21 protein-coding genes, 1 tRNA gene and 1 pseudogene are annotated in these 26,625 nt (G+C 49.2%); 10 read left to right on the forward strand and 13 right to left on the reverse strand.

Going from position 1 to position 26,625, the window contains the following annotated elements; translation table 11 throughout:
• Positions 1-103: 103 nt before the first annotated feature.
• Positions 104-1,861 carry an assimilatory sulfite reductase (NADPH) hemoprotein subunit gene (cysI, locus tag HMPREF2711_RS01655; RefSeq protein WP_003746268.1) on the reverse strand — a complete coding sequence of 586 codons (1,758 nt, stop codon included), beginning with the start codon at positions 1,859-1,861 and terminating at the stop codon, positions 104-106.
• Positions 1,862-2,157: 296 nt separating this feature from the next.
• Between cysI and HMPREF2711_RS01660 the strand changes: the two genes are divergently transcribed.
• Entirely contained in the window at positions 2,158-2,784 is a 627-nt protein-coding gene (locus HMPREF2711_RS01660; RefSeq protein ID WP_070615320.1) for a hypothetical protein, read from the forward strand.
• Positions 2,785-2,983: 199 nt separating this feature from the next.
• On the opposite strand, the gene HMPREF2711_RS01665 is transcribed toward HMPREF2711_RS01660, so the two are convergent.
• The 3 genes from HMPREF2711_RS01665 to HMPREF2711_RS01675 all read right to left on the reverse strand — a co-directional run bounded on the left by HMPREF2711_RS01665 (position 2,984) and on the right by HMPREF2711_RS01675 (position 4,857).
• Positions 2,984-3,517, reverse strand: a complete 534-nt coding sequence (locus tag HMPREF2711_RS01665; protein WP_003678634.1) for an inorganic diphosphatase — start codon at positions 3,515-3,517, stop codon at positions 2,984-2,986.
• Positions 3,518-3,601: 84 nt separating this feature from the next.
• Positions 3,602-4,066 carry a dihydroneopterin triphosphate diphosphatase gene (gene nudB / locus HMPREF2711_RS01670; RefSeq protein WP_070615323.1) on the reverse strand — a complete coding sequence of 155 codons (465 nt, stop codon included), beginning with the start codon at positions 4,064-4,066 and terminating at the stop codon, positions 3,602-3,604.
• A 137-nt stretch (positions 4,067-4,203) separates the two neighbouring features.
• A complete protein-coding gene (locus HMPREF2711_RS01675) occupies positions 4,204-4,857 on the reverse strand; it encodes a phosphoesterase (RefSeq protein WP_070615326.1) in 654 nt (217 codons plus the stop codon).
• Between the two features lie 86 nt (positions 4,858-4,943).
• Here HMPREF2711_RS01675 and HMPREF2711_RS01680 point away from each other — a divergent pair, with 86 nt between their 5' ends.
• Positions 4,944-5,387 (forward strand): RpiB/LacA/LacB family sugar-phosphate isomerase, encoded by a 444-nt coding sequence (locus HMPREF2711_RS01680; protein ID WP_003746259.1) that lies wholly within the window; start codon positions 4,944-4,946, stop codon positions 5,385-5,387.
• Positions 5,388-5,474: 87 nt separating this feature from the next.
• Here the strand turns inward: HMPREF2711_RS01680 and HMPREF2711_RS01685 are convergent, their stop codons facing one another.
• The 3 genes from HMPREF2711_RS01685 to HMPREF2711_RS01695 all read right to left on the reverse strand — a co-directional run bounded on the left by HMPREF2711_RS01685 (position 5,475) and on the right by HMPREF2711_RS01695 (position 9,269).
• A complete protein-coding gene (locus tag HMPREF2711_RS01685; protein ID WP_003746257.1) occupies positions 5,475-6,035 on the reverse strand; it encodes a hypothetical protein in 561 nt (186 codons plus the stop codon).
• Between the two features lie 92 nt (positions 6,036-6,127).
• Positions 6,128-7,606 (reverse strand): RNA ligase, encoded by a 1,479-nt coding sequence (locus HMPREF2711_RS01690; protein WP_003746255.1) that lies wholly within the window; start codon positions 7,604-7,606, stop codon positions 6,128-6,130.
• Between the two features lie 88 nt (positions 7,607-7,694).
• Positions 7,695-9,269 carry a TROVE domain-containing protein gene (locus HMPREF2711_RS01695; RefSeq protein WP_070615329.1) on the reverse strand — a complete coding sequence of 525 codons (1,575 nt, stop codon included), beginning with the start codon at positions 9,267-9,269 and terminating at the stop codon, positions 7,695-7,697.
• A 1,118-nt stretch (positions 9,270-10,387) separates the two neighbouring features.
• Here HMPREF2711_RS01695 and rtcR point away from each other — a divergent pair.
• On the forward strand, positions 10,388-12,016 hold the full coding sequence (gene rtcR, locus HMPREF2711_RS01700; RefSeq protein ID WP_070615332.1) for an RNA repair transcriptional activator RtcR: 1,629 nt from the start codon (positions 10,388-10,390) through the stop codon (positions 12,014-12,016).
• Positions 12,017-12,131: 115 nt separating this feature from the next.
• On the opposite strand, the gene fghA is transcribed toward rtcR, so the two are convergent.
• The 4 genes and pseudogenes from fghA to pip form a co-directional block, all read right to left on the reverse strand.
• Positions 12,132-12,959: an S-formylglutathione hydrolase gene (gene fghA, locus HMPREF2711_RS01705; protein ID WP_003746248.1), complete on the reverse strand. Its 828-nt coding sequence runs from the start codon at positions 12,957-12,959 to the stop codon at positions 12,132-12,134.
• Between the two features lie 8 nt (positions 12,960-12,967).
• Positions 12,968-14,077, reverse strand: coding sequence for an S-(hydroxymethyl)glutathione dehydrogenase/class III alcohol dehydrogenase (locus tag HMPREF2711_RS01710; protein ID WP_196794543.1), 1,110 nt, complete (start codon positions 14,075-14,077; stop codon positions 12,968-12,970).
• 139 nt (positions 14,078-14,216) lie between these two features.
• A pseudogene (locus tag HMPREF2711_RS11230) lies at positions 14,217-14,458 on the reverse strand (hypothetical protein); the annotation flags it as partial.
• Between the two features lie 122 nt (positions 14,459-14,580).
• Positions 14,581-15,510 carry a prolyl aminopeptidase gene (gene pip, locus HMPREF2711_RS01715; protein ID WP_070615335.1) on the reverse strand — a complete coding sequence of 310 codons (930 nt, stop codon included), beginning with the start codon at positions 15,508-15,510 and terminating at the stop codon, positions 14,581-14,583.
• Between the two features lie 125 nt (positions 15,511-15,635).
• Between pip and yciA the strand changes: the two genes are divergently transcribed.
• Both yciA and HMPREF2711_RS01725 read left to right on the forward strand, forming a co-directional pair.
• Positions 15,636-16,076 carry an acyl-CoA thioester hydrolase YciA gene (yciA, locus tag HMPREF2711_RS01720; RefSeq protein ID WP_003746221.1) on the forward strand — a complete coding sequence of 147 codons (441 nt, stop codon included), beginning with the start codon at positions 15,636-15,638 and terminating at the stop codon, positions 16,074-16,076.
• 240 nt (positions 16,077-16,316) lie between these two features.
• Complete coding sequence (locus tag HMPREF2711_RS01725) at positions 16,317-17,108, forward strand: formate/nitrite transporter family protein (protein ID WP_003746219.1); 792 nt, start codon at positions 16,317-16,319, stop codon at positions 17,106-17,108.
• Positions 17,109-17,330: 222 nt separating this feature from the next.
• Here the strand turns inward: HMPREF2711_RS01725 and HMPREF2711_RS01730 are convergent.
• Both HMPREF2711_RS01730 and HMPREF2711_RS01735 read right to left on the reverse strand, forming a co-directional pair.
• Positions 17,331-17,407: transfer RNA gene (locus HMPREF2711_RS01730), tRNA-Pro, on the reverse strand.
• Between the two features lie 153 nt (positions 17,408-17,560).
• On the reverse strand, positions 17,561-19,084 hold the full coding sequence (locus HMPREF2711_RS01735) for a fumarate hydratase (protein WP_003746217.1): 1,524 nt from the start codon (positions 19,082-19,084) through the stop codon (positions 17,561-17,563).
• Positions 19,085-19,935: 851 nt separating this feature from the next.
• Between HMPREF2711_RS01735 and HMPREF2711_RS01745 the strand changes: the two genes are divergently transcribed.
• The 5 genes from HMPREF2711_RS01745 (at position 19,936) to trkA (ending at position 26,623) form a co-directional block, all read left to right on the forward strand.
• Positions 19,936-20,574: a 2Fe-2S iron-sulfur cluster-binding protein gene (locus HMPREF2711_RS01745; protein ID WP_003746216.1), complete on the forward strand. Its 639-nt coding sequence runs from the start codon at positions 19,936-19,938 to the stop codon at positions 20,572-20,574.
• The gene (locus tag HMPREF2711_RS01750) at positions 20,574-22,202 is read left to right on the forward strand and encodes an FAD-binding protein (RefSeq protein ID WP_070615338.1); all 1,629 of its coding nucleotides are present in this window, start codon (positions 20,574-20,576) and stop codon (positions 22,200-22,202) included. The genes HMPREF2711_RS01745 and HMPREF2711_RS01750 overlap by 1 nt, the downstream gene beginning before the upstream one ends.
• Complete coding sequence (locus tag HMPREF2711_RS01755) at positions 22,199-23,452, forward strand: complex I 51 kDa subunit family protein (RefSeq protein ID WP_003746212.1); 1,254 nt, start codon at positions 22,199-22,201, stop codon at positions 23,450-23,452. The genes HMPREF2711_RS01750 and HMPREF2711_RS01755 overlap by 4 nt, the downstream gene beginning before the upstream one ends.
• A gap of 212 nt (positions 23,453-23,664) precedes the next feature.
• Positions 23,665-25,116, forward strand: coding sequence for a DASS family sodium-coupled anion symporter (locus tag HMPREF2711_RS01760; RefSeq protein ID WP_003746210.1), 1,452 nt, complete (start codon positions 23,665-23,667; stop codon positions 25,114-25,116).
• Between the two features lie 94 nt (positions 25,117-25,210).
• Positions 25,211-26,623 (forward strand): Trk system potassium transporter TrkA, encoded by a 1,413-nt coding sequence (gene trkA / locus HMPREF2711_RS01765; protein WP_003746208.1) that lies wholly within the window; start codon positions 25,211-25,213, stop codon positions 26,621-26,623.
• The last annotated feature ends 2 nt before the right edge of the window (positions 26,624-26,625 follow it).

The following is a 26,625-nucleotide window of genomic DNA, read 5'->3' on the forward strand; positions in this document are numbered from 1 at the left end:
GCAATATTAAAGGCCGTCTGAAAAATCAGGATAACTGGTTTTCAGACGGCCTTTAGTCCTTCTCTATTTTCTTATTGCAGATTTGTGGGTCTGTCTGTATGCGTTATGCCCAGAAATCGCGAGGTGCGTCCAATACGGGTTTGACGATACCGGTGCGGACGGCAAAATCGCCGAAGCCTTCATCATCGAGTCGGTTTTGCGCCCAATCGGCCACCCAGCCTTCGACAATTTCAAGGATTTCAGGTTCGGTAATATTTTCTTTAAACAGGCGCGGGATGCGTGTGCCTTCTCGGTTGCCGCCTGCGTAAAGGTTGTAGCGGCCGACGGCTTTGCCGACCAAACCGATTTCCGCCAGCATGGCGCGACCGCAACCATTCGGGCAACCGGTTACGCGCAAAACTATGTATTCGTCTTCCAAGCCGTATTTGGCGAACATTTCGTCGATTTTATCGGAGAATGTCGGCAGGAAGCGTTCGGCCTCCGCCATCGCCAGCGGGCAAGTCGGCAAGGCAACGCAAGCCATGGAGTTTTCACGCTGGATGGTAATCGATTTACTGATAAGGCCATGATCTTTGGCGATTTTATCAATCGTATCTTTTAATTCCGGCGGTACATTGGCAACCACCAGATTTTGGTTGGCCGTCAGACGGAAGTCGCCGGGATGGATTTTGGCAATTTCACGTACGCCGGTTTTCAAAGGTCTGCCGGGATAATCAAGCAGGCGGCCGTTTTCAATAAACAAAGTCAAATGCCAGTTGCCTTCATGTCCTTGTACCCAGCCGATATGGTCGCCGCGGTGGGTGAATTCGTAAGGGCGGATGGGGTCAAATTTAATGCCCATGCGCCTTTCGACTTCTTCTTTGAACACATCTACGCCGACGCGTTGCAGCGTATAGCGTGTACGCGCTGCTTTGCGGTCGCTGCGGTTGCCCCAGTCGCGCTGAGTGCTGACGACGGCTTCTGCGGCGTTGAGGGTGTATTCCAGCGGAACGAAACCGAATTCATAGGAAATATTGGGATAAGTTTTGGTATTGCCGTGTTCGCTGGATAAACCGCCGCCGACCAATACATTGAAACCCACCAACTTGCCGTTTTCTGCAATCGCCACAAAACCTAAGTCGTTGGAATGAATGTCCACATCGTTATCAGGCGGAATCACAACGGCAGTTTTGAATTTGCGCGGTAGATAGGTTTTACCCAAAATCGGCTCTACGTCGTCGGCAATTTCTTTATTGCGCGGCTCGGTCGGCTCGGTCGTGAACACTTTTTCACCGTCCAGCCATACATCGGCATATGCCATGGTGCGCGGCAGGAGGTGCATACTGATGCGCGCCGCCCATTCATAGGCTTCTTGGTGCAAAGTGCTTTGTACAGGATTACTGGTGCACAACACATTACGGTTGACATCGCTGGCTGTGGCAATGGAATCCAGACCCAGTTTGTGCAATGCCTGATGTGCCTGTTTTAAATCGGTTTTCAGAATGCCGTGGTATTGGAAGGTTTGGCGGTTGGTCAGGCGGATGGAGCCGTAAATCGTATTTTCACCGGCAAATTTATCGATACCCAGCCACTGTTTCGGCGTAATGATGCCGCCGGGCAAACGGCAACGCAACATCATGTTTTTTAAAGGCTCAAGCTTTTGTTCGGTACGCTCGGCACGGATATCGCGGTTGTCCTGTTCGTACATGCCGTGGAAGCGGATAAGTTGAAAGTTGTCGGCGGTAAAGCCGCCGGTAAAGTCGTCTTTCAACTCTTCTTTAATGGTGCCGTGCAGATAATCGCTGCGTTCTTTCAAGGCTTCGTTGCCGGAAAGCGGTGTATCAGGCAGCTTAGCGCGCGGGTCGGTCGTGGTAGCAGTCATTGAAGTACTCCTTATTTTTGGTATAGGCGTTACTTTAATGAGGCCGTCTGAAAATGGGAAAGAATGGTTTGTTTGTTTTAAAGACGATTTTGTTATATTGGTAAAATGCCGCACTTACCTATAGCTAATTTGAATTTACTATATTTATGTTCTGACTGATGAACGTTGGCAGATTAGAAATAAATTAAACAAATGGCTTACATCATTAGCCTGCATCAAGCCCGATTCTAATTAAATCCACTATAATCCATTATTTTCCACGGGCTTAAACCGTAAAAATACAGCAAGCAAACTTTATGTCTCACTCCCTTATACACACTTTCGCTCAAACTTTTGGTTTTCCCTATACAGAAACGTTGCAAGAACTGCCCCCTCTGGAAGACAACCGTCATCTGCATTTGGGTGCATTAGCAGATTTCTACCGCCATATGGACGGTACATGGCATTCCGACAATCCGCTTGCCGATTATTGGCTGGAGATGGAAACTCTGTTTTTACATTGGGTAACTTATCCCAAGTTGCCCAACAGTTGGCACGATTGGGCCTTCAGTTGGGATAGGAAGACCAAGCAATATCTGCCCACACAAGGCTGGCGTGAAGAATGGGCGATATTTGGCATAATGTTCGACGATTCAATTCTTTTTGCCGATACTGCCGCCCCCGACAGTCCTGTTTATTGGCTGATAACAGGTTACGGTACGATAGAAAACCGCCGCCTTGTCGCACCTTCCATAGCAATACTAATGCAAACCTTATTGGCAATTTATGATTTTGAGTGCGAATGGCGGAAAGCAGGCGGAGAGTTTTACGATGAAGAAAGCTGTGACATACCTTCAGCATTATATTCTGCTCTGCATGATTTACTACAACGGGAACTGCCACCGGAATGCGTAGCAGGATTTGAAAAAGCGTTTTGGGGCTGATGCTGTAATTGCAATCTAAAAAACCTATTCTCTGCCGTCTGAAATTTTGACTTTAAGAAACAATTATTTAAAATAATATGATTGATTCATTTGAAATATCAGTTTGAAAATTCTTGAAGAATTAATAGGCTGCTGAGACATAAAAAGGCCGTCTGAACTTTGCTTTCAGACGGCCTTGATATTGTACGGGACAAACTGATTAGGCTTGTTTGTTCCAACGTTCGATAGATTCTTTGATGACTTGTTTCGCTTCTTCCACATCGCCCCAAGATTCAACTTTAGTGGTACCTGCTTTTTTCAGGTCTTTGTAGTGGTTGAAGTGGAACTCGATTTGTTTGATCAGTTGTTGCGGCAAGTCGGCCAAAGTTTTGTAGGCGTTGCCGTTGTTGCGGTCGTCGGCCGGAACGCAGACGATTTTGTCGTCCACTTCGCCGTCGTCAACGAATTTCATCACGCCGATAACGCGTGCTTCCAGGAAAATACCGGTTGCCAAAGGCTGTTCGGTAACCAGCAATACGTCCAATTCGTCGCCGTCTTCGTCCAAAGTTTGCGGAATGAAGCCGTAGTTGGTCGGTTTGGCGAAAATTGCCGGTTCAACGCGGTCGAGTTGGAAGGCGGCCAGTTTGCGGTTCCACTCGATTTTGTGGTTGCTGCCTGCCGGGATCTCGTTGACAACGTTGATGATGCCGCCGTCCACGTCGCCCGGGGTCAGGATTTTGTTGAAGTCTGCCATGATGGTTTCCTTTGATTTTAAAGAGAGTCAAACGGCGAAAGTATAACAAACCCGAGGCCGTCTGAAAATGTGAAACTGTCGTATTCAGACGGCCTTTTTGGCATTCAGCCTTTTGACCAGTTCTAAAATTGCGCGTTTATTGGAAGGCGAAAACACTTTTTCCGCCGCTTCTTCCGCACTAAACCAACCGTAGGCAACGTGTTCGTCCGGTTGCAGAACAATGGGCGTATCGCGCGGAATTTGGGCGGAGAAGATGTGTTCGCGGTTTTCAAAAACGCCTTTGGGATAGCGATGGCGCCAGTGATGATAGATTTCATAAACGGTGCTGTCGTGCCAGTTTTCCAGCTGTTCGTCTGCAAGGCGGATACCGGTTTCTTCCCACACTTCGCGCCATGCGGTTTCTTCGATACGTTCGCCTTCTTCCAAGCTGCCGGTAACCGACTGCCAAAAACCTTGCGGCGCCGTGCGTTCAATCAGCAGGATATTGCCGTCTTCATCATGCAAGACGACCAAAGCGGAAACAGGATACTTCAAAGGCTTGCCGCTCATGGCTTATCCTTGCCGGATTGATTGGGGAGGCTGATTTTTTGTAGTAAGTAAGCCAAAAGGTTTTCCATGTCTCACTCAAAAATGGGAAATTGATATTCAGACGGCCTTTGCTGGAAATCCGCAAAGGCCGTCTGAAATTATACCTGATTTAACTGCGCCAGTTTCCAAGACACCAGCTCTGCCGCTTCTTCCGGCGAGTTGGCCTTCAACCCTGCTTCGCCAAAATACGAAATTTTAGGCAACTCGCACAAAAACTTATCGACGTCTTCTGCCGTCAAAAAACGGCCGTGCAAATCGAAACCGACGTTTAAAGCACGCCCTTTGATTTCCGCCATCCTGTCATGCAAATGCCCGTACAAGTGATACCAGCCTTGATAGCAGCCGTCCCATTCCTGAATCGGATAGTGAAAGAGAACCAGCGTATTCTTAATTTCCGGCAATTTGAGTTTCATATACGGCCGTATGGACGACAGCAGCGGATGGCCGTCATGCTTGGTTTGGCTGCGGAAAAAATCGGCATGCTGCCGAATCACATGATCATGATTGCCGTAAATCAAGTGATGTTGCCCGTTTAAACGCGACAAAACGCGCTCTATCTGCTTATGGTCGTGGGCAAAGGAAAAATCGCCCAAGTTGTACACCGTATCTTCAGGCGTAACGGTTTCATTCCACGTCCGGATTAAAAATTCATCCATTTCTTCCACATTGTCAAACGGTCGAAATTGCGGGCAGAATTTGGCGATGTTTTTATGTGAGAAATGTAAATCTGATGTGAAGTAGGTTTTGCTCATGCCATGCTCTCTGCGTTGCAGGCTTGAATCGTATCACGCGCGGGCGTATGCTGAATAATGTTTATTATATGCTTCAAGGAGTTTTTATGCGTTTGGTTATTGCCGCGCCGGCCAACGGCGCAATATTGAAAGACGCGCTCAAAGCGCATCTGCAAAACGACACGCGCGTCAGCAGCTTGGTCGATTTATCCTCGCCAGAAGGAAGCTATCCGCAACTCTCGTTTGCCGCAGCCGAAGAAGTCGCGGCAGGACGCGCCGACCGTGCGCTGTTGATTTGCGGCACCGGCGTGGGCACGGCAATCGCCGCCAATAAAGTGCGCGGCATTCGGGCGGCGACAGCACATGATTTGCTCACCGTCCGCGGCTCGGTGGAAAACTATAACGCGCAGGTTTTATGTATGGGGCAAAACGTGATTGCCGCGCCGGCCGCTTGGGCATTGGTCGATATTTGGTTGGATTTGCGCCACGACACAAGCAGCAGCTATGCGCATAAAGTCGGAGAAATCGAAGCATACGAGCGCGGAAAATAAATACGTGTTGCTCCATATATTTTCAGACGGCCTTGTTACGTTTCGCTTTAGCAAAACCGGTAAGGCCGTCTGAAAATATTTAAATGCTTATTTTCCTTTTTTATTGCAAGGATGTCCTGCGCTGTTGTCGCAGACGCGTAAATTGCGCAAATGCATGACGGCATTGGTCAACTCGGCCTTCGTCGGCTCGTAACGGAAAGCATATTGCTTCACGTACAAAGCTTCGTTACCCTGTACGGCTTTTATCCAAGTAAATTCAGGTTTGCTGGTTTGCGGATTGTTGGCGCAAAACAACATCACCAAAGCGAATGGATAGCCGTTTTCTTCACCTGCCGTTATTGGGTTGACACTACTTTGCGGACAGGCATTCTGCCATGAGGCTGAAAGATTGCCGAAAAACTGCTCAACACCCGGTTTCATACCTGCCATGGATTGCAGCGTGACCATTTGCGTCCAGTCTTCCACAGTCTGTTTCTGCGGCACAAGTTCTATCAATGTCACACCATTTTGCGCGGTTTGATAGCCGACTTTGAAGCCTTTAGGCGGAGCGCCGAAAGACCCAAATTCCTCAGCCTGCGCAGTTTGAACAGCTAACGGAAGCATAGCGATGGCGAGCATCAGTTTCCTAACGATACTTGTTTTTTTCATTGTTTTTCCTTATTCACTAAAAGTATGGCAGATGAAACACTCCATCCGCCAGCGCTATACTAACACAAGCATATAGCATTTTTCAGACGGCCTTACAACTGCTTCAAAAACGCCTGAATAAACGCGATTTTATCCAATTCCGACATGGCATTGAATGTTTCCTGATGCTCGTGGATATAGTCAATCAAAGGGTAAAATTCTTCATCAACATGGCGTTTATCCAGTTTGCGGCTGATATTGCCCTCGTTGCTTCGTCCTAAAAACTTGGAAATCAGGTAATACGGTGATTTGAGTTTGAACAGCATTTCGCCGTTTTGGGCATCAAATACCATAAAGCCTTCGTGTTCCACATTTTTCAGACGGCCTTTCAGCTCGCCAAACGTGATGTTTTTCAGCGTTTCAGGACGGCGAACGCCGTATTGTTTGCCGATTTTGTCCAATTCCGCTTCGCTAAACTGACGGCCGGTCGCCACGTCAATGCAGCCGATTAAGGTTTCGCCCAATTCTTCACGGATGATGTGAACGTCTTTCGCGTCTGTGATTTCAAACAAAAAAGTGTGGTTCGGATAAGCGCGGAACAAGGTTTCGTATTGCGCGCAGTGTGCGGCGGTCATGTCTGCAAACGCGCTATCAAGCGAACCGGTAGTCGAATACAGCACTTTGCCGTCAAACGAAGCGCCTTTAGACGGATGGTCGTCTGAAAGCGAGACGAAAGTGCAGCAGCCGAGGAAGCCGTTTACTTTTACGACCGCATCCACCAATCTCTCGTCGCTGATTCGGATCGGATAACGGCTGCCTTTGGCGATACGTTCCGAATAATTGAACACTTTTTTAAACGGACGCACGATGATGCGGTTGTGCGCGTCGATAATCAAACCGCGCATTTCCAGCAAAGCATCATCAAAGCGGTTGTTATAGAACACGCTGCGGGCGTATTTCAACACGCGCAATTCAGGATAGTGCTTGGATGCTTTGGCGGTAAAGTTGCGGCTGCCGTGTTGCAGATAGTGATCGGTCACAAAGGTTTGCTGCGCTTCATCAAACACCAGCGGCTTATGCTCGACAGCCTGCATCTGTTCGATTTTTTCTAACTGCTCCGCATTTGCCGGTTGCACGGCCTCGATATGGATTTCGTTTGCCACTCGGTTTTGGTTCAGCTTGATATACGCCGCCAATACGTCATGCTCTTTCACGCCATGCAGGTTGGGATAGAAATTGTGCAGTCGATAGACCTCTGTTTCAAAACCGCTTTTCTCCGCCTGATCCAATAAATGACGGCAACGCGAAGCTTTTTGGTTGGTATTGGAATTAATGATCAGAATATTTCGATTCGGATTTTGGCGTCCAAGTCTCAAAGTTTCAGTCATCAAGGCATTACCGCGTTTCTGCGCCTTATCCACTGCTTCACCCGACCAATGATACTCACCGTATTCATCGGTAATGAACAAATCGTTTTCAATACGGACCACTTCCGCATCCGGATACTGCGCTTTAAATTCAGCGGCTTTTTGTTCGGCGAAAGTCGATTTTCCCGAACCTTGATGACCGCGGATTAAGATGAATTTTTGCATTTTGTTTCCTTATTCTTTTTCTCAGCTTGCCCTGAATAAATAGGCCGTCTGAAAAATATTTCCACCCTTTTTTCAGACGGCCTTAGCTTCAGTTCACAGCTGCCAACTGCGTTTTCTCAATCTCTTCTACCCAGAAATCTGTACCCATACCTCGTTCGGCAAATGAACCGATGAGCGTGAACACTTGATCGGAGAAGCCGCCGATGTTCAAGATATCGTGACGATTTCGTGCTTGAGCCTGGGTATAGGGCTGGATATCCAGACAAACGAGTTTGGCTTCCGGACAACGTCGTTTCAGAATGTCCCACTCTTTCATCAGGCTGGTTGTTGCGCCCCATCCTTGGCTTTCATCTGCCCAACTTTCGTTGTCTGACACGATGACGACCAAATCCACGTCGGCTTTTTCACGGTTCAGCATGGCGAGCGGTGCGCTGCAAGCCGTTCCGCCGCCGCCGATGTTGGCGAGTTTTTCGGCGTTGGTCATGATGCTGTCGCGCGGATTGAGCTTCACGTTTACCGTGATTTGTTCAAACGGAATTACGCGGGCTTGCGGGTTGGTACGCAACATGGCGGCGGATACGAGTGCGGCAATGTCGATGCAGCGGGTTTTGCTGGTTGCGCTGCCTCGATAGCCGGTAACCGAGCTGCGCATAGAGCCGGAGACGTCCGGGCAAACCACGACTTTGCCTCGGATGGCCGGTACGTTTTGTACGGCGGTTTCCATCGCATCTTGCAGCGCTTCGCGGATTTCAAACGGCATTTGATTAGATGTTGCCTGATACGCGGTCAGCAATTGGTAAGGCAGGACGCGGGCGCGGGCAATGGCGGTTTCGTCACGCAGTTTTTCTGCCACCATTTTGATGTTTTTACTTTTGGCAAACACTTCGTGGCGCAGGAAAGTGTTCAGGTTTTGACGAACCTGCTGCCATGAGCCGTTGCGGGCAATCTCTGCCCAGTCGCCGCTGTTCAAGTCTAAAGCGGTGAGCATTTGGAAGGGAACATTGGGCAATTCGCCTTCTCGGCTTTGTTTGTAGTCTTCAAAAGCGCGGGTAATGGGCGGCAATGCTTCGCGGTCGTAAGGTTTGCCGATCAGCCATGCAAACCAAGCGGCACGCCATGCTTCACGCGGTTTGGGATGCACCATTTTGACCACGTCTGCCAGCGACGGTGAATTACCGACGGCGGCGTTAAGCAGTTGTTTTTCGGTAGCGGTCAAAAGCCAAGTCTGCATCAGTTTTTTCGGACGGTTGCCGAAAGATTTTCTGCCGACTGCGCCGCTACGGATAATTTGTGCGAAGTTACGCAACATTTTACCGTTGTCCACCACTTGGTCGAATACGCGGGCGAGCATGTTCACGTCTTTTTGTGCCAACACGGCAAGCAACAGCGCTGGCATGTCTTTCATGAAACCTTTTTGACGGGCATACACGGCGGTTTTGGCGATAAACTCGGCATCCAGGTTTTCTGCCAATTTCAACACTTGGTCAAGCTGACTTTGGGCATCGGCATAGTAGGTATTGTTCAGACATCCGGTAGCGGCAAGCTGGGCCAGCTGTTGTTTGTGTGTCAGTGTGTAGGCGATGCCGCCGGCTTCATTATAAGTGTCGGTTTTAGTCAAACGGTTTTTAATAGATTGAAACAAGGTAGTATTAGCCATTTTCATTTTCTTTCATATTGTTGGTTTGAGGCCGTCTGAACTTGTTTTAGCTTTGTTTTTCAGACGGCCTTGAATGGGTGGCAGTGTGGCGGCTAAAGATGAAGAGAAGCGTTTTTAACTGAAAGCTAATGTATTCTCTTCCGGGCATCCGCCTACTGCCGTAGGGCGACTAGTTTAATTAGGATCATTCAGGTTTGTAGCAAGGAAGGAATGTAATCCTAATGGCATTCACCCATAAGGGGTGGTACATTAGGCAACAAAGAGTGGAGAAATTTTTACGCGCTCTATCCACTGAGCTACTCTGCCATAGTTGGCGGCAGAGACGGGATTCGAACCCGCGACCTCGCGCTTAGCAGGCTGTAATTCCTCCGGCATTTGCCGAATGCACCGAAAACGGTTTTTATATCGATCCGCCTGAATATTTCAGACGGCCTTGAATGAGTGGCAGCGTAGCAGATAAACATGAAGAGAAACGGTTTTAACGTGAAAGGTTAATGTACTCTCTCCGGGCATCCGCCTGCTGCCGTAAAAATAATATGGCACGCAACAAGTTTTTAAGGGAAACATGCCTTGGCTCTACCAACTGAGCTACTCTGCTATTTGAAACAACAGAGACAGGACTCGAACCTGCGACATAAGGATATCCATGTTGTAGTTTCCCTAGGCATTTGCCTGCCATATTGAAAAAGGGTGGGCGACTAAATAAACAAGACGTTCAACGTCTATCAGACGAGACAGGATTCGAACCTGTTAATCCAAATGTAGTCTTGTCGGCATTCGCCCTGTAACCACACAGCAACTAAATTTACGGAAAATTTTTCTCCGGTAACTGTATTTCCCGAAGCATCTGCTGTATCGTTACATTCACAACATAGCCAACAGCGTGCCAAGAATAAAATTTTTATAAAAATAATTTTTAATTGATTGAATATAAAGAAAATATATTTTAAAGTAGCTTTTATCGGCAAGAAGCGTAGAATAGTAAAAAATATATTTATAGATAGCTATATAGAAAATAAAATATAAAAGGATATATGATGCGATTCGATGATTTGGACAAACGCTTGCGGCTAAGTAAACGGCAAATTTGTCTTGGAAAAAATAATTTAAAGGCCGTCTGAAACATGAATACCCATCCTAAAAAACAAGTCGCTGTCAGCTTTCTCGGTACGGTATTGGACAGTGGTTTCGGTCAAGGGCGTTGGCAGAAATGGCGGCCGAATGTCGCCATGAATCAGCGTCAGGATTTTCATCTTGACCGCATGGAGCTGTTTTATGCGGAGAAATACCGCGAGCTGGCAGATCATGTAAAAGCCGATATTCAACAGGTGTCGCCGCACACAGCCGTCAATCTTGTGCCTATGGAGCTGACAAATCCGTGGGATTTCTCCGAGGTTTATACCAAACTGCACGATTGGGCGGCGGGTTATCCATTTGATACAGAAGAAGAAACCTATCTCACCCACATCACCACAGGTACACACGTTGCCCAAATCTGCCTGTTTTTATTGGTGGAATCTCGTCAAATCCCCGGCGTATTGTTACAAACCGCTCCACCCAAAAATCAAAGACGCAGTATGGAGGACGGCAATGTCGGTAGTTATGAAATCATCGATTTAGACTTAGCCCGTTACGACGTACTGGCCGAACGCCTTGCCGCTGTACGCGACGATGCAGTGCGCTACCTGAAAAGCGGCATTTCTACCCAAAACGCCGCCTTCAACCGCATGATTGCCGAAATTGAACAAGTCGCGCTCAACTCTCCTTCCCCCATTCTGCTCTCCGGCCCGACAGGCGCGGGCAAATCTATGCTGGCACGCAGGATTTTTGAATTGAAAAAAGCGCGCCATCTGATTAAAGGCACATTTGTCGATGTAAACTGCGCCACCCTTCGCGGCGACGGCGCAGCATCTGCCTTGTTCGGCCACAAAAAAGGCGCCTTTACCGGCGCGGCGGAAAAGCGTGAAGGCTACCTAAAAACTGCCGACGGCGGCGTATTGTTTTTAGATGAAATCGGCGAATTAGGCTTGGACGAACAAGCCATGTTGCTCAAAGCCATTGAAGAAAAACACTTTTATCCCGTCGGTAGCGACAGCGAAGTCAAAAGCGACTTCCAGCTCATCGCCGGCACCAACCGCGACCTACGCCACGAAATCCGCGCCGGACGCTTCCGCGAAGACCTGTTCGCCCGTATCAACATCTGGAACTACCCACTGCCCGCACTCTCCGACCGCCGCGAAGACATCGAGCCCAACGTCGAACATCAGCTCGCCCTAGCTTCACAGGAACTCGGCCGAACCACCCGCTTCAACAAAGAAGCCCTGGCCGCCTACCTTGCCTTCGCCCACTCCAACCAAGCCCCATGGCGCGGCAACTTCCGCGACCTAGCCGCCAGCATCATGCGCCTGGCAACACTCGCACCTCAAGGCAGGATACAGGTAGAACAAGTCCAAGCCGAAATCGAACGCCTCAAATGGTTATGGTCGGAAGAACCCTTTTCAGACGGCCTCCTACATAACAGGTCGTCTGAAAAAGCACAAGGCTACCCCGATAAAGTCGATTGGGACACATTGGATTTGTTCGACAAACTGCAACTGCAACACGTTATCGACGAATGCCGCAAACACCCCAATATGGCCGCCGCCGGTCGCGCTTTATTCAATATTTCTCGAACAGAAAGAGCAAAAGTCAATGACAGCGACCGATTGAGGAAATATTTACAGCGATTTGGATTGGAATGGGGAGATATTTAAATGAGAGTGGGCAAGCTAGCTCATTTTAATCGCATTATTTTTCATAATTTATAAAAAATAAAAGGCATCAATCCCGATGCCTTTTTAATTTATTAACACAAATTACTTCTTTGGTTTACTTCAAAAATGCCGCATGATAAGCAATATGCTCACCAATAAAACTGGCGATGAAGTAATAGCTATGATCGTAGCCTTTATGGAAGCGCACATCGACCGGTTGGTTTGCCGCACGGCAGGTTTCGATAAAATCTTCGGTACGCAATTGTGTTGGCAAAAACTCATCTTCCAAGCCCTGATCAATGCGCATACCTTGCACTTTATAGCCTTGTTGAATGAGCGAGCTGGCATCATATTGCTGCCATTTTTCGCGATCTTTCCCTAAATAGGCAGAAAAGGCTTTTTCTCCCCAAGGCACGATGCTTGGCGACAAAATGGGCGAAAAGGCAGAGACACTTTGATAACGTTCCCAATTTCGCAATGCCAATACCAATGCGCCGTGTCCGCCCATTGAATGTCCCATAATGGAACGTTTGCCGTTAGTAGGGAAATTTGCTTCAATCAGATCAGGCAATTCGTTCAAGACATAATCATACATCTGATAATTCGTCGTCCAAGGTTGCTCGGTCGCATTCAAATAAAAGCCTGCACCTTGCCCTAAATCGTAAGCCGCATCGTTCGGCACTTGCTCTCCGCGAGGGCTGGTATCGGGCGCAACCACAATCACTTGATGTTCTGCCGCGTAACGCTGAAAGCCTGATTTGGTAATGAAATTTTGTTCAGTGCACGTCAAGCCGGAAAGCCAATAAATCACACCAAGTGGTCGATTCTCTGGATTATCCGGCAAATAGACGGCAAATTTCATTTCGCATTGCAACGTTTGGGCATGGTGTGCCCAAACTTGTTGCGAACCGCCAAAAATTTGATGTTGTTCAATCAGTTTCATCGCGTACCTTAGTAATGAATAACAGCGCGGATCGATTTACCTTCGTGCATTAACTCAAAGGCTTCATTGATTTGATCAAGTGTCATTGTATGGGTCACAAACGGTTCTAACTCGATGTCGCCTTTCATTGAATCTTCGACCATTTTCGGCAGTTCAGAACGGCCTTTCACGCCACCAAACGCCGTGCCTTTCCAAACACGACCTGTTACCAACTGGAACGGACGAGTTGAAATTTCTTGTCCTGCACCTGCTACGCCGATGATAATGGATTGTCCCCAACCTCGATGTGCACTTTCTAATGCTTGACGCATTACATTTACGTTGCCGATACATTCAAAGGTATGGTCAATGCCCCATTTATTGATGTCTAACAACACATCTTTGATCGGTTTATCGTAATCGTTCGGGTTCAAACAATCCGTTGCACCGAACTGTTTTGCCAACTCGAATTTTGCAGGATTGGTATCAATGGCGATAATGCGGCCGGCTTTCGCTTGACGCGCACCTTGCACCACCGCCAAACCAATCGCCCCCAAGCCAAACACGGCCACAGAGTCGCCTTCTTGCACTTTTGCCGTGTTATGTACCGCACCAATACCCGTAGTAACGCCGCAGCCGAGCAAACATACATGTTCGTGGTTGGCTTCCGGGTTGATTTTCGCCAGTGAAACTTCGGCAACAACAGAATATTCGCTGAAAGTCGAACAGCCCATATAGTGATAGATCGGCTGACCTTGATAAGAAAAACGCGTCGTGCCGTCCGGCATTAAGCCTTTACCTTGCGTATCACGCACTGAGACGCACAAGTTGGTTTTACCTGAACGACAAAACTCACATTCTCCACATTCAGCGGTGTAAAGCGGAATAACGTGATCACCCGGTTTTACGCTTGACACACCTTCGCCCACAGCAACAACCACACCCGCACCTTCATGCCCAAGTACCACAGGGAATACGCCTTCAGGATCGCTTCCTGATAACGTAAACGCATCAGTATGGCACACGCCAGTATGAGTGTTACGAATTAACACCTCGCCTTTACGCGGCATTTCTACATCGATTTCCACAATTTGTAAGGGTTGATTTGGGGCGAATGCCACCGCCGCACGAGATTTGATAGTTGAATTGGTTTGTTTAATTTCCATTATTTTTGCCTTTTAATTCATTAATTAAAGTTATCTAGCCTAAGTAAGATAACCACAGTTTATACTTTGGAACCCACCCTGAAGCAAGCGTTTTTGCAATTTTGACTACAACAGTAGCATGATTGACTGAGGGCCACCATGCAATCGGCGATTAAAGGCTACTGGATATTTCCCTAAGTCATGAAGCTTTCCCGTCTGACAAGCAATTTCCTGTGCATCAAATACCCGGGCAAACTCCGCCGCTATTTCCCCAACATTGACCAAATGGCTTTGCAAGGTTTGCCAATGTTTGTAAGGCAAGAGATTGCCGAGTTTGTCTTGGGCGGAATGGGCGTAGTAAATTAGGGGGCTCATATTGAAATTCTAAAAAATTCAAATTGATACAAATGCAATGATAATATGATATTAAATTTAATATGTAAATATAAAAAATGCCGTCTGAAACTTTTTCAGACGGCATTGTTATTGATTAACCTTTATAACTTGCTTCTAATATCCTCTACCGCTTTCACTAATGCTTCAGAAAGCGAGGGATCAAAAGAAGAGTGGCCTGCTTGAACAATTCTCAATTCTGCTTCAGGGAAGGCTTGCGAGAGTTCCCATGCGCTTTGCATTGGAGTGCATAGGTCGTAGCGGCCTTGGACGATGATGGTTGGAATATGGCGGATTTTTTCGATGTTTTCCAAGATGGCTTTATCGCCCTGCAGCCAGCCTTCGTTCACGAAATAATGGTTTTCCATTCTTGCGATGGCAAGGGAGGCTTGCGGGTCTTCATCCACGTCTTTGGGTTCAAACTGAATAAGGTAGCTTTCCCAGTCTGCCCATGATTTGGCTGCTTTGAGGCGCGTGGCTTCATCTTCGCTGAACAGCATTTCATGGTAGGCTTTGATTAGGGTTTTGCGTTTGTTTTCGGCTACGGGAGCAATGAATTTTTGCCATTGAGCCGGATAAATTTGGCTGACGCCGCCTGCTTCGTTCAGCCATGCCATTTCAGACGGCCTGCATAGGAAAATACCGCGCAAAACTAAGCCGCTGACGCGATCGGGATGGGTTTCGGCATAAGTCAGCGACAAGGTGCTGCCCCATGAGCCGCCGAAAACCAGCCATTTTTGAATGCCGAGCATTTCGCGTACTTTTTCGATATCGGCAACCAAATCCCATGTAGTATTGTCTTCGATACACGCATACGGTTTGGAACGTCCGCAGCCGCGTTGGTCGATGATGACGATGCGGAACTGTTCTGGATTGAAAAAGCCTCGGCAAGCCGGTGATGCGCCTGCTCCGGGGCCGCCATGCAGGAAAATCACGGGGTGTCCATCAGGATTGCCTGACTCTTCCCAATAGATTTCGTGAATGTCGGATACGCGTAAAAGGCCGCTATTTCGTGGTTCTTGAATCGGATGCATGAGCTTTCTCCTTTGTCTGATGAATATATTTAATTGTAACACTTTACCTGCTGATTTTTCAGACGGCCTACATAGGTTTAGCGCCACAAATGGCGTAAAATACCACTTTTTGACAGGATTTTTTTATGATTGACAACAAACAAACCCATGCCGCTCCCGAAGGACAACTTTTATTGCGTACAGTAGCCATGCCGCGCGATACCAACCCTAATCAGGACATCTTCGGCGGCTGGATTATGTCGCAAATGGATCTGGGCGGCGGTATTTTGGCGGCAGAAATCGCACAGGGACGAATTGTCACCGTGGCCGTTCAAGAAATGAATTTCATCAGACCGGTAAAGGTCGGCAACGTTGTATGCTGCTATGGTCATTGCGTCCGAGTAGGCAATACTTCTTTGCAACTGAAAATCGAAGTGTGGGTAAAGACTTTGATGAACGATATGGTAACGGAAGACCGCCAACTGGTTACCGAAGCCGTATTCACTTACGTCGCTATCGATGCACAAGGCAATCCGCGCCCTATTCCACGAGAAGGCAATGCAAAGCTGGCTCATTTGTCAGTTTAAGAAATCAAAACCAGGCCGTCTGAAATTTCAATGTTCAGACGGCCTTTTTGAATATGGAGACAAAATGTAATAATATTTCTTTTGAGCTAAAGCAAGGCGAAGTATCTGTTTTTTAGGTTTAATTCAAGCTTATTGATAAGACAAAGACCGTACACCGGCTCCCTATAACACTACTCTACCGCGACAGTTTGTACCACCTTTAAAACAACGTTTCCTCCTCAACCCACTTTAAGGAACATCATGGCTTCGCGCGATTTATACCCACAGGAAATTTTACAGGTTGTTCTCGACAAAAGCTGCGCCAAAGCACAATCCAGCATCCCCACACTGGCAATTTTGAGCATTTTGGCCGGCGGATACATCGGCTTCGGTTATCTTGCCTATTTAAAAGTAGTCAGCGGCATTCCGCACGAATGGGGCGGTGTCGCGACTTTACTCGGTGCCGCCGTATTCCCCATCGCCTTGATTTGTATCCTGCTTGGCGGCGGCGAGCTGGTAACCAGCAATATGATGATTATGTCTTTAGGCAGATTGGCCGGACGGATTTCCTCTAAAATGCTGCTGCGAAACTGGGTTATCGTTTGCATGGGCAATTTGGTAGGCACGCTGGCGATGGCGTTTTTTCTCGGACACTATGTCGGCATGACCGAAGGCAGCGTGGCAGAAAAAACCATTGCTGTGGCAGAAGCAAAAGTCCATATGGATTTCGGCCGTGCTTTCGTATCGGCAGTCGCATGTAACTGGATGGTCTGCATGGGCGCGTGGCTGCACTTTGCCGCTAAAAACACAACCGGACGAATGCTGGCCATTTGGTTCCCCGTCATGATTTTCGTATTAAACGGCTTCCAACACCTTGTCGCCAATATGTTCGTTATCCCAGCCGGCATTTTGGCAGGCGCAAACATCACATGGGGGCAGTTTTTCTTCAACACGATTCCCGTATTCCTGGGTAATGTCGTCGGTGGCGCATCCTTTGTCGGCGCATCGTATCTTTATACTTATAAAGACACGCTGAAAGATAGTGCCGAATAGACCTGCTTTATAAACAACAAAACCTGCTTTTTTAAGCAGGTTTTGTTTTACCGTTATTTTTCAGACGGCCTTTGCTACACAAAATCATTATACTGCTCCACAAGATTGCAAGATTGTTTTCAGCCTAATAGCCTATACCGAAGTGAGCAATCTATATTGAAACTTGAAGAGTAAAAACAAAAAGGACTTAACCGGAAAAACAGGTTAAGTCCTTAAATCTTTTGGTCGGAGTGAAAGGATTCGAACCTTCGACCCCTTGCACCCCATGCAAGTGCGCTACCAGACTGCGCCACACTCCGACTCGATAAGCTGTGAATTCTAGTTTCAAATACTGATTTTGACAAGTGTTTTTTAGGAAGGGAAATTTACTCGTTTGAAAATATTTAAATTATTTGTACACAAAAAAGGCCGTCTGAAATCGTTCAGACGGCCTTTGATTATTCAGTCAAATATCAAGCTTCAACCGGGATAATACCGATTTTGGCCTGCCATTGTTTTGGAGCAATAGCGTGAACCGATTCGCCGTTGCTATCTACCGCAACGGTAACAGGCATGTCTTTGACTTCAAATTCGTAAATCGCTTCCATACCCAATTCTGGGAACGCCAAGACTTTAGATGCTTTAATGGCTTTGGCAACCAAATATGCCGCGCCTCCGACAGCCATCAGGTAAACGGCTTTATTATCGGCAATGGCTTGGCAAGTTGCTGCGCCGCGTTCGGATTTACCGATCATACCCAAGAGGCCGGTTTGTTCCAGCATTTGGCGGGTAAACTTATCCATACGGGTGGAGGTGGTCGGACCGGCCGGGCCAACAACTTCGTCACGGACTGGATCAACCGGGCCGACGTAGTAAATCAGTTTGTTGGTGAAATCTACCGGCAATTCTTCGCCTTTGTTGAGCATATCAACCAAACGTTTGTGCGCGGCATCGCGGCCGGTCAGGATTTTACCGTTCAACAACAACACGTCGCCGGTTTTCCATGTAGCCACTTCTTCTTTGGTCAGATTGTTGACATCGACACGTTTGCCGTTGTCCGGGCTGTAAGTCAGATCCGGCCAGTCTTCCAAGGATGGGGCTTCCAGTTTGGCCGGGCCTGAGCCGTCCAATTCAAATTCGATGTGGCGGGTTGCCGCGCAGTTTGGAATCATGGCAATCGGTTTGGAAGCCGCGTGGGTTGGGTAGTCAAGGATTTTGACATCCAGCACGGTGCTCAAGCCGCCCAAACCTTGTGCGCCGATGCCCAAGGCATTTACTTTTTTGTAGAGTTCCAAGCGCAGGGCTTCGGTGGTAGACAATTCTGCACCGGAATCGGCTTTTTCTTTGAGCTCCTGAATATCGATGTGGCTCATCAGACTCTCTTTAGCCATTAACACTGCTTTTTCAGGCGTACCGCCGATGCCGATACCCAAAATGCCCGGAGGACACCAGCCCGCACCCATTTGAGGAACGGTTTTCAAGACCCAATCAACGATATTGTCTGAAGGGTTGAGCATGGCAACTTTAGTTTTGTTTTCAGAACCACCGCCTTTGGCTGCGCAAGTGACTTCGACTTTGTCGCCTTTTACGATTTCCATATGTACAACGGCAGGCGTGTTGTCTTTGGTATTTTGACGTTTGCCAGCCGGGTCGGCCAATACGGAGGCGCGCAGTTTGTTGTCAGGATAGGTATATGCGCGGCGTACGCCTTCGTTAACCATTTCCTGTACGCTCATCTCGGCATCCCACTGTACATCCATGCCCACTTTCAAGAATACGGTCGCAATACCGGTATCCTGACAAATCGGACGATGGCCTTCGGCACACATACGGCTATTGACCAAAATCTGTGCCATCGCATCTTTGGCGGCAGGGTTCTCTTCTTTTTGGTAAGCCTTGTATAAAGCCTGAATGTAGTCTTTAGGATGGTAGTAGCTGATAAATTGGAAAGCGTCGAAAATACTTTGGATAAAGTCTTCTTGCTTGATGACGGTCATGATTGTGTTCCTTTTCGGGAGTCATGGTAGGAAGGGTTTGTTTATTTTTTAAGAGACCGATTTTTCAGACGGCCTTCAATAGTGTAATAGTGCTTTCAAATGAATAATCCAGACAATATCATTTTCATACCTTATTGATTTAAATAGAATTTAATAACATATTAAATCACTTGGTTATTGATAACCTATATCTACTGGCCATTCGCTCACATAGAAATAAAACTACATTATTTTTAAACGATAACCTTATTGCTAGGCCGTCTGAAATATTTGCCCTACACATCTGAGTAAAAAATTTAGTAGCCTGTATTTAAAAGAGAACCATCCCCATTTCAGACGGCCATTTTATTTTTTAATACGATACACAATTGTAAAATTTATGTCATTCTCTCCCTCAACCTTCTTGACGGATGTCAAACTTATTTAATTTTCTGAAATTTTATAACAGCCTTTTCGTTTGTTTACAAAATTAGATATTATTCAATATATACAATAAGTTATATATAAACCCTAAGATATAATAATGATTTCTACTAGCAAATATTAGATTATTTTTGCAAATATACTGAAAAGGTAATTTTCTTTTACCTTTAAAATCAAATATAAATAATTAATTTGTCTAAATAATAGGCATATTTTGTTTGCAATTTCTTCCTTAAGCAAGGCTAATCCCTCTCTATCATCAAATCCAACAAATTCTGATACACTTCGCCTTATATAGATAAACATTGATTTTAAAAGAATTTCCGAGTAAATCACTTGGATATTTTCCTCATACGCAATAAATGTAATAAAAATACAATTAACCAAATTATCCACTATTCCAACTTCCAATTTCACAGGAACAAATCATGAGTGAAAATTTGTTAACCCTGACCATAGACGGCCACGAAGTCAAAGCTTCCGCCGATTCGTCAATCATCCAAGCCTATGCACGTTCGGGCAATGCGATTACTGCCAACGTCGGCTGCATGGGTCAAGGCGTATGCGGTTCCTGCCGCTGCATGATTCGTAAAGAAGGCGAGCGCGAAGTAACCACTGCACTGGCATGCGAGACCAAAGTAGAGGAAGGCATGCAGGTCAGCTTCTTGGACTACTTTATTCCGGAGCATATCCAATATTACGACGTGAGTGAGATTGGCGACGGCTGGAACTGGTTGGACGATACCGCCAAAGCCTTCCCCGAAGCGCAAAACTGTCGTCATTGTGGCGGCTGCAACCGCGCCTGCCCTAAAGGTTTGCAAGTGGAAAACGGCGTAGCGCAGGTAGTTTCCGGTGATTTCGGCGCGGCTGCGCTGACCTTCGACCAATGCGTAATGTGCAACCTCTGCACCCTCTCCTGCCCAGAACACATCCGTCCAAACCACTTGGGCCTGTTCGCCCGCCGCATGAAAGCGGCGCGTACATTGCGTCCGGTGGATTTGATGCGCCGCCTGCGCGAAATCGACAGCGGCAAAATGAAAGTCGAATTTGAAGAGGAGGCACTGTGATGGCTAACAAAATTCAAGGCATAGACTACGAAACCGCCCTTGCCAATCTGCGTGCATCCTCATTGGAACTGCGTGGCGATTTACCTGAAAAAAACGAATTGCTGAGCCAATTTCACCCTGACTATCAGGCCGATGCGCGTGTGAAACTGCCTATCGGCCCGAACCAAGGCGATTACTGCCACCCTGACCTGGCTAAACTCTTAATCAGTCAGCCTCTGATTGACGACTACGATTTGTCGGGTGCGGAACACCTGAACACCGACGTCTTGGTAATCGGCGGCGGCGGTGCGGGTGCGGCGGCGGCGTTATCCGCGACCGAAGCAGGCGCGCGCGTGATTATGGCGAACAAGCTGCGTATCGGCGACAGCAATACCGTGATGGCCGAAGGCGGCATTCAAGCGGCAGTCGGCGCGGAAGACAGCCTGCAGCAACACTTTGACGACACCATCAAAGGCGGCCACAACGCAGGCAAAAAAGAATTGGTGGCGCAAATGGTTACCGACGCGCCGGCCGCCATCCGTTGGCTGATCGGCTTGGGCATGACTTTCGACCTTGCCAAAGGCGCGGACAGCAACGGCATGCTGAGTCGCAAACGTGCAGGCGGTACAACCGTGCCGCGTATTTTGAGCTACCGCGACTTTACCGGCCTCGAAATGATGCGCGTACTACGCGAGGCGGTCGAACTCGACGAAAACATCACTCAGCTCAACCGCCACCCCGCCATCGAATTATTATCGGACGAACACGGCCGCTGCGTCGGCGCGATTTTGTACGATTTGGAAAAACGCTCCTTGGTATTGGTTCACGCCAAAGCCGTGGTCTTGGCAACCGGCGGCAGCGGACGTCTGCACCTGCAAGGTTTCGCCACATCCAACCACTATGGCGCGACTGCAGACGGCCTGGTGATGGCTTACCGCATCGGCGCGAAACTGCGCGATGTCGACTCTTTCCAATACCACCCGACCGGCGTCGCCCATCCGCCACACTTGGCAGGCGCGCTGATTTCTGAAGCCGTCCGCTCTGCAGGCACCAAACTGGTCAACGGTTTGGGCGAGCGTTTCGTTGACGAATTGCAGCCGCGCGACGTTGTTGCCGCCGCGATTCTGCGCGAATGTCGCGAAGGCCGCGGCGTGGTGCGCGACGGTCAAGTCGGTGTATTCCTCGATACGCCGCGCCTGATTGCCAACGACCCCGATGTATTGAACCGTTTGGTAACACTCGGCCACGTCGCCCACAAATGCGGTATCGACCCTGCTGTTGAGCCGATGATGATTCATCCAACCCTGCACTATCAAAACGGCGGCGTCGAAATCAACGGCGACGGCGCGACTTGCGTGGAAGGCCTCTATTGCGCCGGCGAAGTAACCGGCGGCATCCACGGCCGCAACCGCCTGATGGGCAATGCACTTCTGGACATCATCAGCTTCGGCCGCCGTGCCGGTAAAGCCGCGGCAAATTGCGGCCTGCCACTGAAAAAAGTGCGCGGCGGTGTCGGACACGTCCACGACCTGCAACGCGAAATGACCCGTGCAGGCCTGACCAGCGACATCAAAGCCCCCGTTTTATATCCCGACTACGGCAAATTCGATTTGCGCGAACACGCCGATTTGCAGGAGCAACAATCATGAATCAAGCCAATCAAAACTTACTGCACCCTTCCCGCCAAGTCGGCGCAGATTTAGCCGCATGGCGTAAAGTTGGCGGCGGCGAAGGCCTGTTGGCGGCGCTTGCTGATCCTCAAAGCATTGTTTCCAAACTGCAAGAAGCCAATCTTTGCGGTATGGGCGGCGCAGGTTTCCCGACCTGGCGCAAATGGGAGGCTGCCGTTGCCGCCCAAAGCAAAAATGGCGACAAATACGTCGTCTGCAATGCCAACGAAGACGAACCGGGTACATTCAAAGACCGCGTTTTGCTGGCAAAAACGCCGCACCAAGTTATCGAAGGCGTCCTGATTGCCGCCGTTGCCTGCCGCGCCAACAAAGCGATTTTGTACATCAACCCGCATCAAACCGAATCCATCGCCTCCATCACACCGGCCATCGAGCAATGGAAAAACAGCGATTTGTTTATCCGCATTGAAAACTACTTGGGCAAACCTTTGGATTTGCAGCTGGTTGAAACTTCGGGCCGTTATATCGGCGGCGAAGAAACCGCTGTCATTTCATGGTTGGAAGGCGGTTTCCCCTTCCCTCGCCGCAAACCGCCTTTCCCTGCCGAAAGCGGTGTCAACGGTGAACCGACCCTAATCAACAACACCGAAACCTTCGCCAATATTCCGCAAATCCTTGCCAAAGGTGCGGAATGGTACAAATCGCTGGGTTTGGGCGATGCCGCAGGTACGAAACTCTACTCGCTCTCTGGCGACGTATTGAATCCGGGCCTGTACGAGCTGCCGATGGGTACAACGCTGAAATCACTGATTTTCGATCACGGCGGCGGTATGCTTGAAGGCCGCACGTTTAAAGCCGTCTTTACCGGCGGCCCGTCAAACACGCTTCTGACTGCCAAAGATTTGGATGTGCCATTGGACTTCGTTTCCGTGCGCGAACGCAAATCCAGCCTCGGTACGGGTGCGATGATTGTGATTTCCGAAGGCACGAGTGTAGTGCGTAAAGTATCTGAATATGTGGAGTTTTTTGCTGCCAACTCATGCGGACAATGCCCACCGTGCAAAGGCGGCACGTTCCAACTTTCCCGCCTGCTCAACCGCGTGGACACCGGCATCGGCACCCCCGACGACCTGCGCGCCTTGCAAAGCCTGTGCCAACTGTTGCCACGAAGCGGCCGTTGCGGTTTGATTGACGGCGCGGTAACGGTTCTGCAAAGTTCGCTGCGTACCTTCCCCGAAGAGTACGGCCTGCCGGCGGAGCAGGAGTAAATCGGTATTGTTTTCAGACGGCCTGTTACTGTAAAGACCGTCTGAAAAACGATACCCGCCCCCCTTTCTCTTCTTTCTAAGATAGAAAAGAAACCCATTAAGAAAAATACCTTCCGAACCTACCAAAATACGTTCAGACGACCTTAAGCAATACTCAGGCCGTCTGAAAACCGATTTCCCAATTCTTTAATCCTCAAATTAGGAGATTCAACATGGGCTTCAAGCCAATTCCTGCTGCGGTCGCACTTGTGCTGACGCTGCTTATCTGGTTCGTTATCCCCGTTCCCCAAGGCGTATCGCCTGACGCATGGCATCTTTTGGCATTGTTCGTCGGCATCATCGCCGGCATCATCGGCAAAGCCATGCCTATCGGCGCAATGGCGATTTTGGGCATTACCTTGGTTGCACTGACCGGCGTGACCAACGAAAAAGCCGCCGATGCAACCAAAGACGCTTTGAGCAGCCTCAACAACTCGCTCATCTGGATGATCGGTATCGCCATCATCATCTCGCGCGGCCTGTTGAAAACTGGCTTGGGTATGCGTATCGGCTACCTCTTGATTTCCCTCTTCGGCAAACGCACGCTGGGCGTTGGTTACAGCTTGGCACTGGCCGACTTGGTCATCGGTCCGGTAACGCCGAGTAATACTGCGCGCGGCGGTGCCATCGTGCATCCGATTATGAAATCTATTGCCTTAAGCTTCGACTCCGACCCAGAAAAAGGGACGGAAGGCAAAATCGGTAAATACCTTTCACTGGTCAATTTCCACTCCAATGTAATTACCTGTCTGATTTTTATCACCGCCACCGCACCTAATCCGCTGGTGGTCGAATTGGTTGCCAAAGCCACCAATGCGCAAATCCAACTCTCTTGGGGTACTTGGTTCTTGGCAATGGTCGTACCCGGCCTGATTGCTATGCTGCTGATGCCGTTGGTGCTGTATTTCCTGTATCCGCCTGAAATCAAACAAACCCCCAACGCCACTGCATTGGCAAAAGAGCATTTGGCTGCCATGGGACCGATGAAGCGTGAAGAAAAAATCATGCTGGGTATTTTCTTAGTTCTGCTGCTGTTGTGGGCGGGTATTCCTGAAATGCTGTTCGGCGTGAAAGTGGACGCTACCGCCACTACTTTCCTCGGCTTGAGCCTGTGCCTGTTGACCGGCGTACTGACTTGGGACGACGCGCTGAAAGAAAAAAGCGCGTGGGATACCATCGTCTGGTTCGCGGCCTTGGTGATGATGGCAAACTTCCTCAACAAACTGGGCCTCATCAGCTGGTTGTCCGACTCCATGCAAAGCGGTATCGCCCACATGGGTTTGGGTTGGGAAGCCGGTTGTGCCTTGTTGATGCTGGCCTACCTCTACGCCCACTACGTTTTCGCCAGCGGTACGGCACACGTTACCGCCATGTTCGGCGCATTCTACGGCGCAGGCTTGGCCTTGGGCGCACCACCGATGCTGTTTGCCCTGATTATGGCAGCCGCTACCGGCATCATGATGTCGCTGACCCACTACGCCACCGGTTCCGCACCTGTCATTTACGGCTCAAACTACGTCAACATGACCGAATGGTGGAAAGCCGGCTTCATCATGAGCGTGGTCGAAATCCTGATTTTCAGCACTGTCGGCATCTTGTGGTGGAAAGCCTTGGGCTATTGGTAATCCTTTAGTCGATTGAAAAATCAGGCCGTCTGAAACTCCAATTTCAGACGGCCTTTTGTTACAATTTCATTTTTACCGAACACACTCGATTACCGTGAAAATACTCATTCTCGGCAGCGGCCAAGTCGGCTCGACCGTCGCCCAAAACCTTGCCTCCGTTCCCAGCAACGACGTTACCATCATCGACATCGACGAAAAAGCGCTCAACCGCATCAGCAGCCGCCTCGATGTCCAAACCATCGTCGGCAACGGCGCATCGCCCTTTACCCTCGAACAGGCAGGCGCGGCAGATTCCGACCTCCTGCTTGCCCTGACCCGCAGCGACGAAACCAACATTGTCGCCTCCAAAATCGCCGCCGACCTATTCAATATCCCCAGCCGCATCGCACGCGTGCGCTCAAGCGAATACCTCGAATATCCGGTTGACGGCAGCGACAACCCCGAAGAAGGCAGCCTCAACATCTTCGGCATTACCGAAACCATCAGCCCTGAACAACTGGTTACCGAACAACTCGTCGGCCTGCTCAACTACACCAGCTCATTGCAGGTACTCAGTTTTGCCAACGATAAAGTGCGCATGGTGATTGTTCAAGCCCGCAAAGGCGGTTTGCTGATCGGCCGTGAAATTGCCGACATCAACCAACACCTGCTCGAAGGCGTGGACTGCCAAATCTGCGCCATCTACCGCAACAACCGCCTGATCGTCCCCACCCCGCAAACCGTCATCATCGAAGGCGATGAAGTCCTGTTTGCCGCCGACATCAACAGCGTGGAAGCCATCATGCGCGAATTGCGTCCTAAAGAAGCGCGTACCCGCCGCATCATGATCGCCGGCGGCGGCAACATCGGCTACCGCCTCGCCAAACAGCTCGAATCCAAATACGACATCAAAATCATCGAATATAAACCCCACCGCGCCGAATGGCTGGCCGAAAATCTGGACAACACCCTCGTCCTGCAAGGTTCCGCCACCGACGAAACCCTGCTAGACGAAGAATACATCGACGAAATCGACGTCTTCTGCGCGCTGACCAACGACGACGAAAACAACATCATGTCCAGCCTGTTGGCGAAAAACCTTGGTGCCAAACGCGTAATCACCATCGTCAACCGCTCAAGCTACGTCGATTTGCTCGAAGGCAACAAAATCGATATCGTCGTTTCCCCCCACCTGATTACCATCGGCTCCATCCTCGCCCACATCCGCCGCGGCGACATCGTTGCCGTCCACCCCCTGCGCCGCGGCACGGCCGAAGCCATCGAAGTGGTGGTACACGGCGATAAAAACACTTCCGCCATCGTCGGCCGCCGCATCAGCGGCATCAAATGGCCGAGCGACTGCTACATCGCCGCCATCGTCCGCGGCGCAACCGGCGAGGTCATCATGGGACACCACACCGAAACCATCCTCCAAGACGGCGACCACATTATCTTCTTCGTCTCACGCCGCCGCGTCCTGCCGGAGTTGGAAAAACTCATTCAAGTCAAAATGGGCTTTTTCGGTTAAGC

The organism is Neisseria sp. HMSC070A01 (assembly GCF_001810165.1).
Classification (GTDB): Bacteria; Pseudomonadota; Gammaproteobacteria; order Burkholderiales; family Neisseriaceae; genus Neisseria.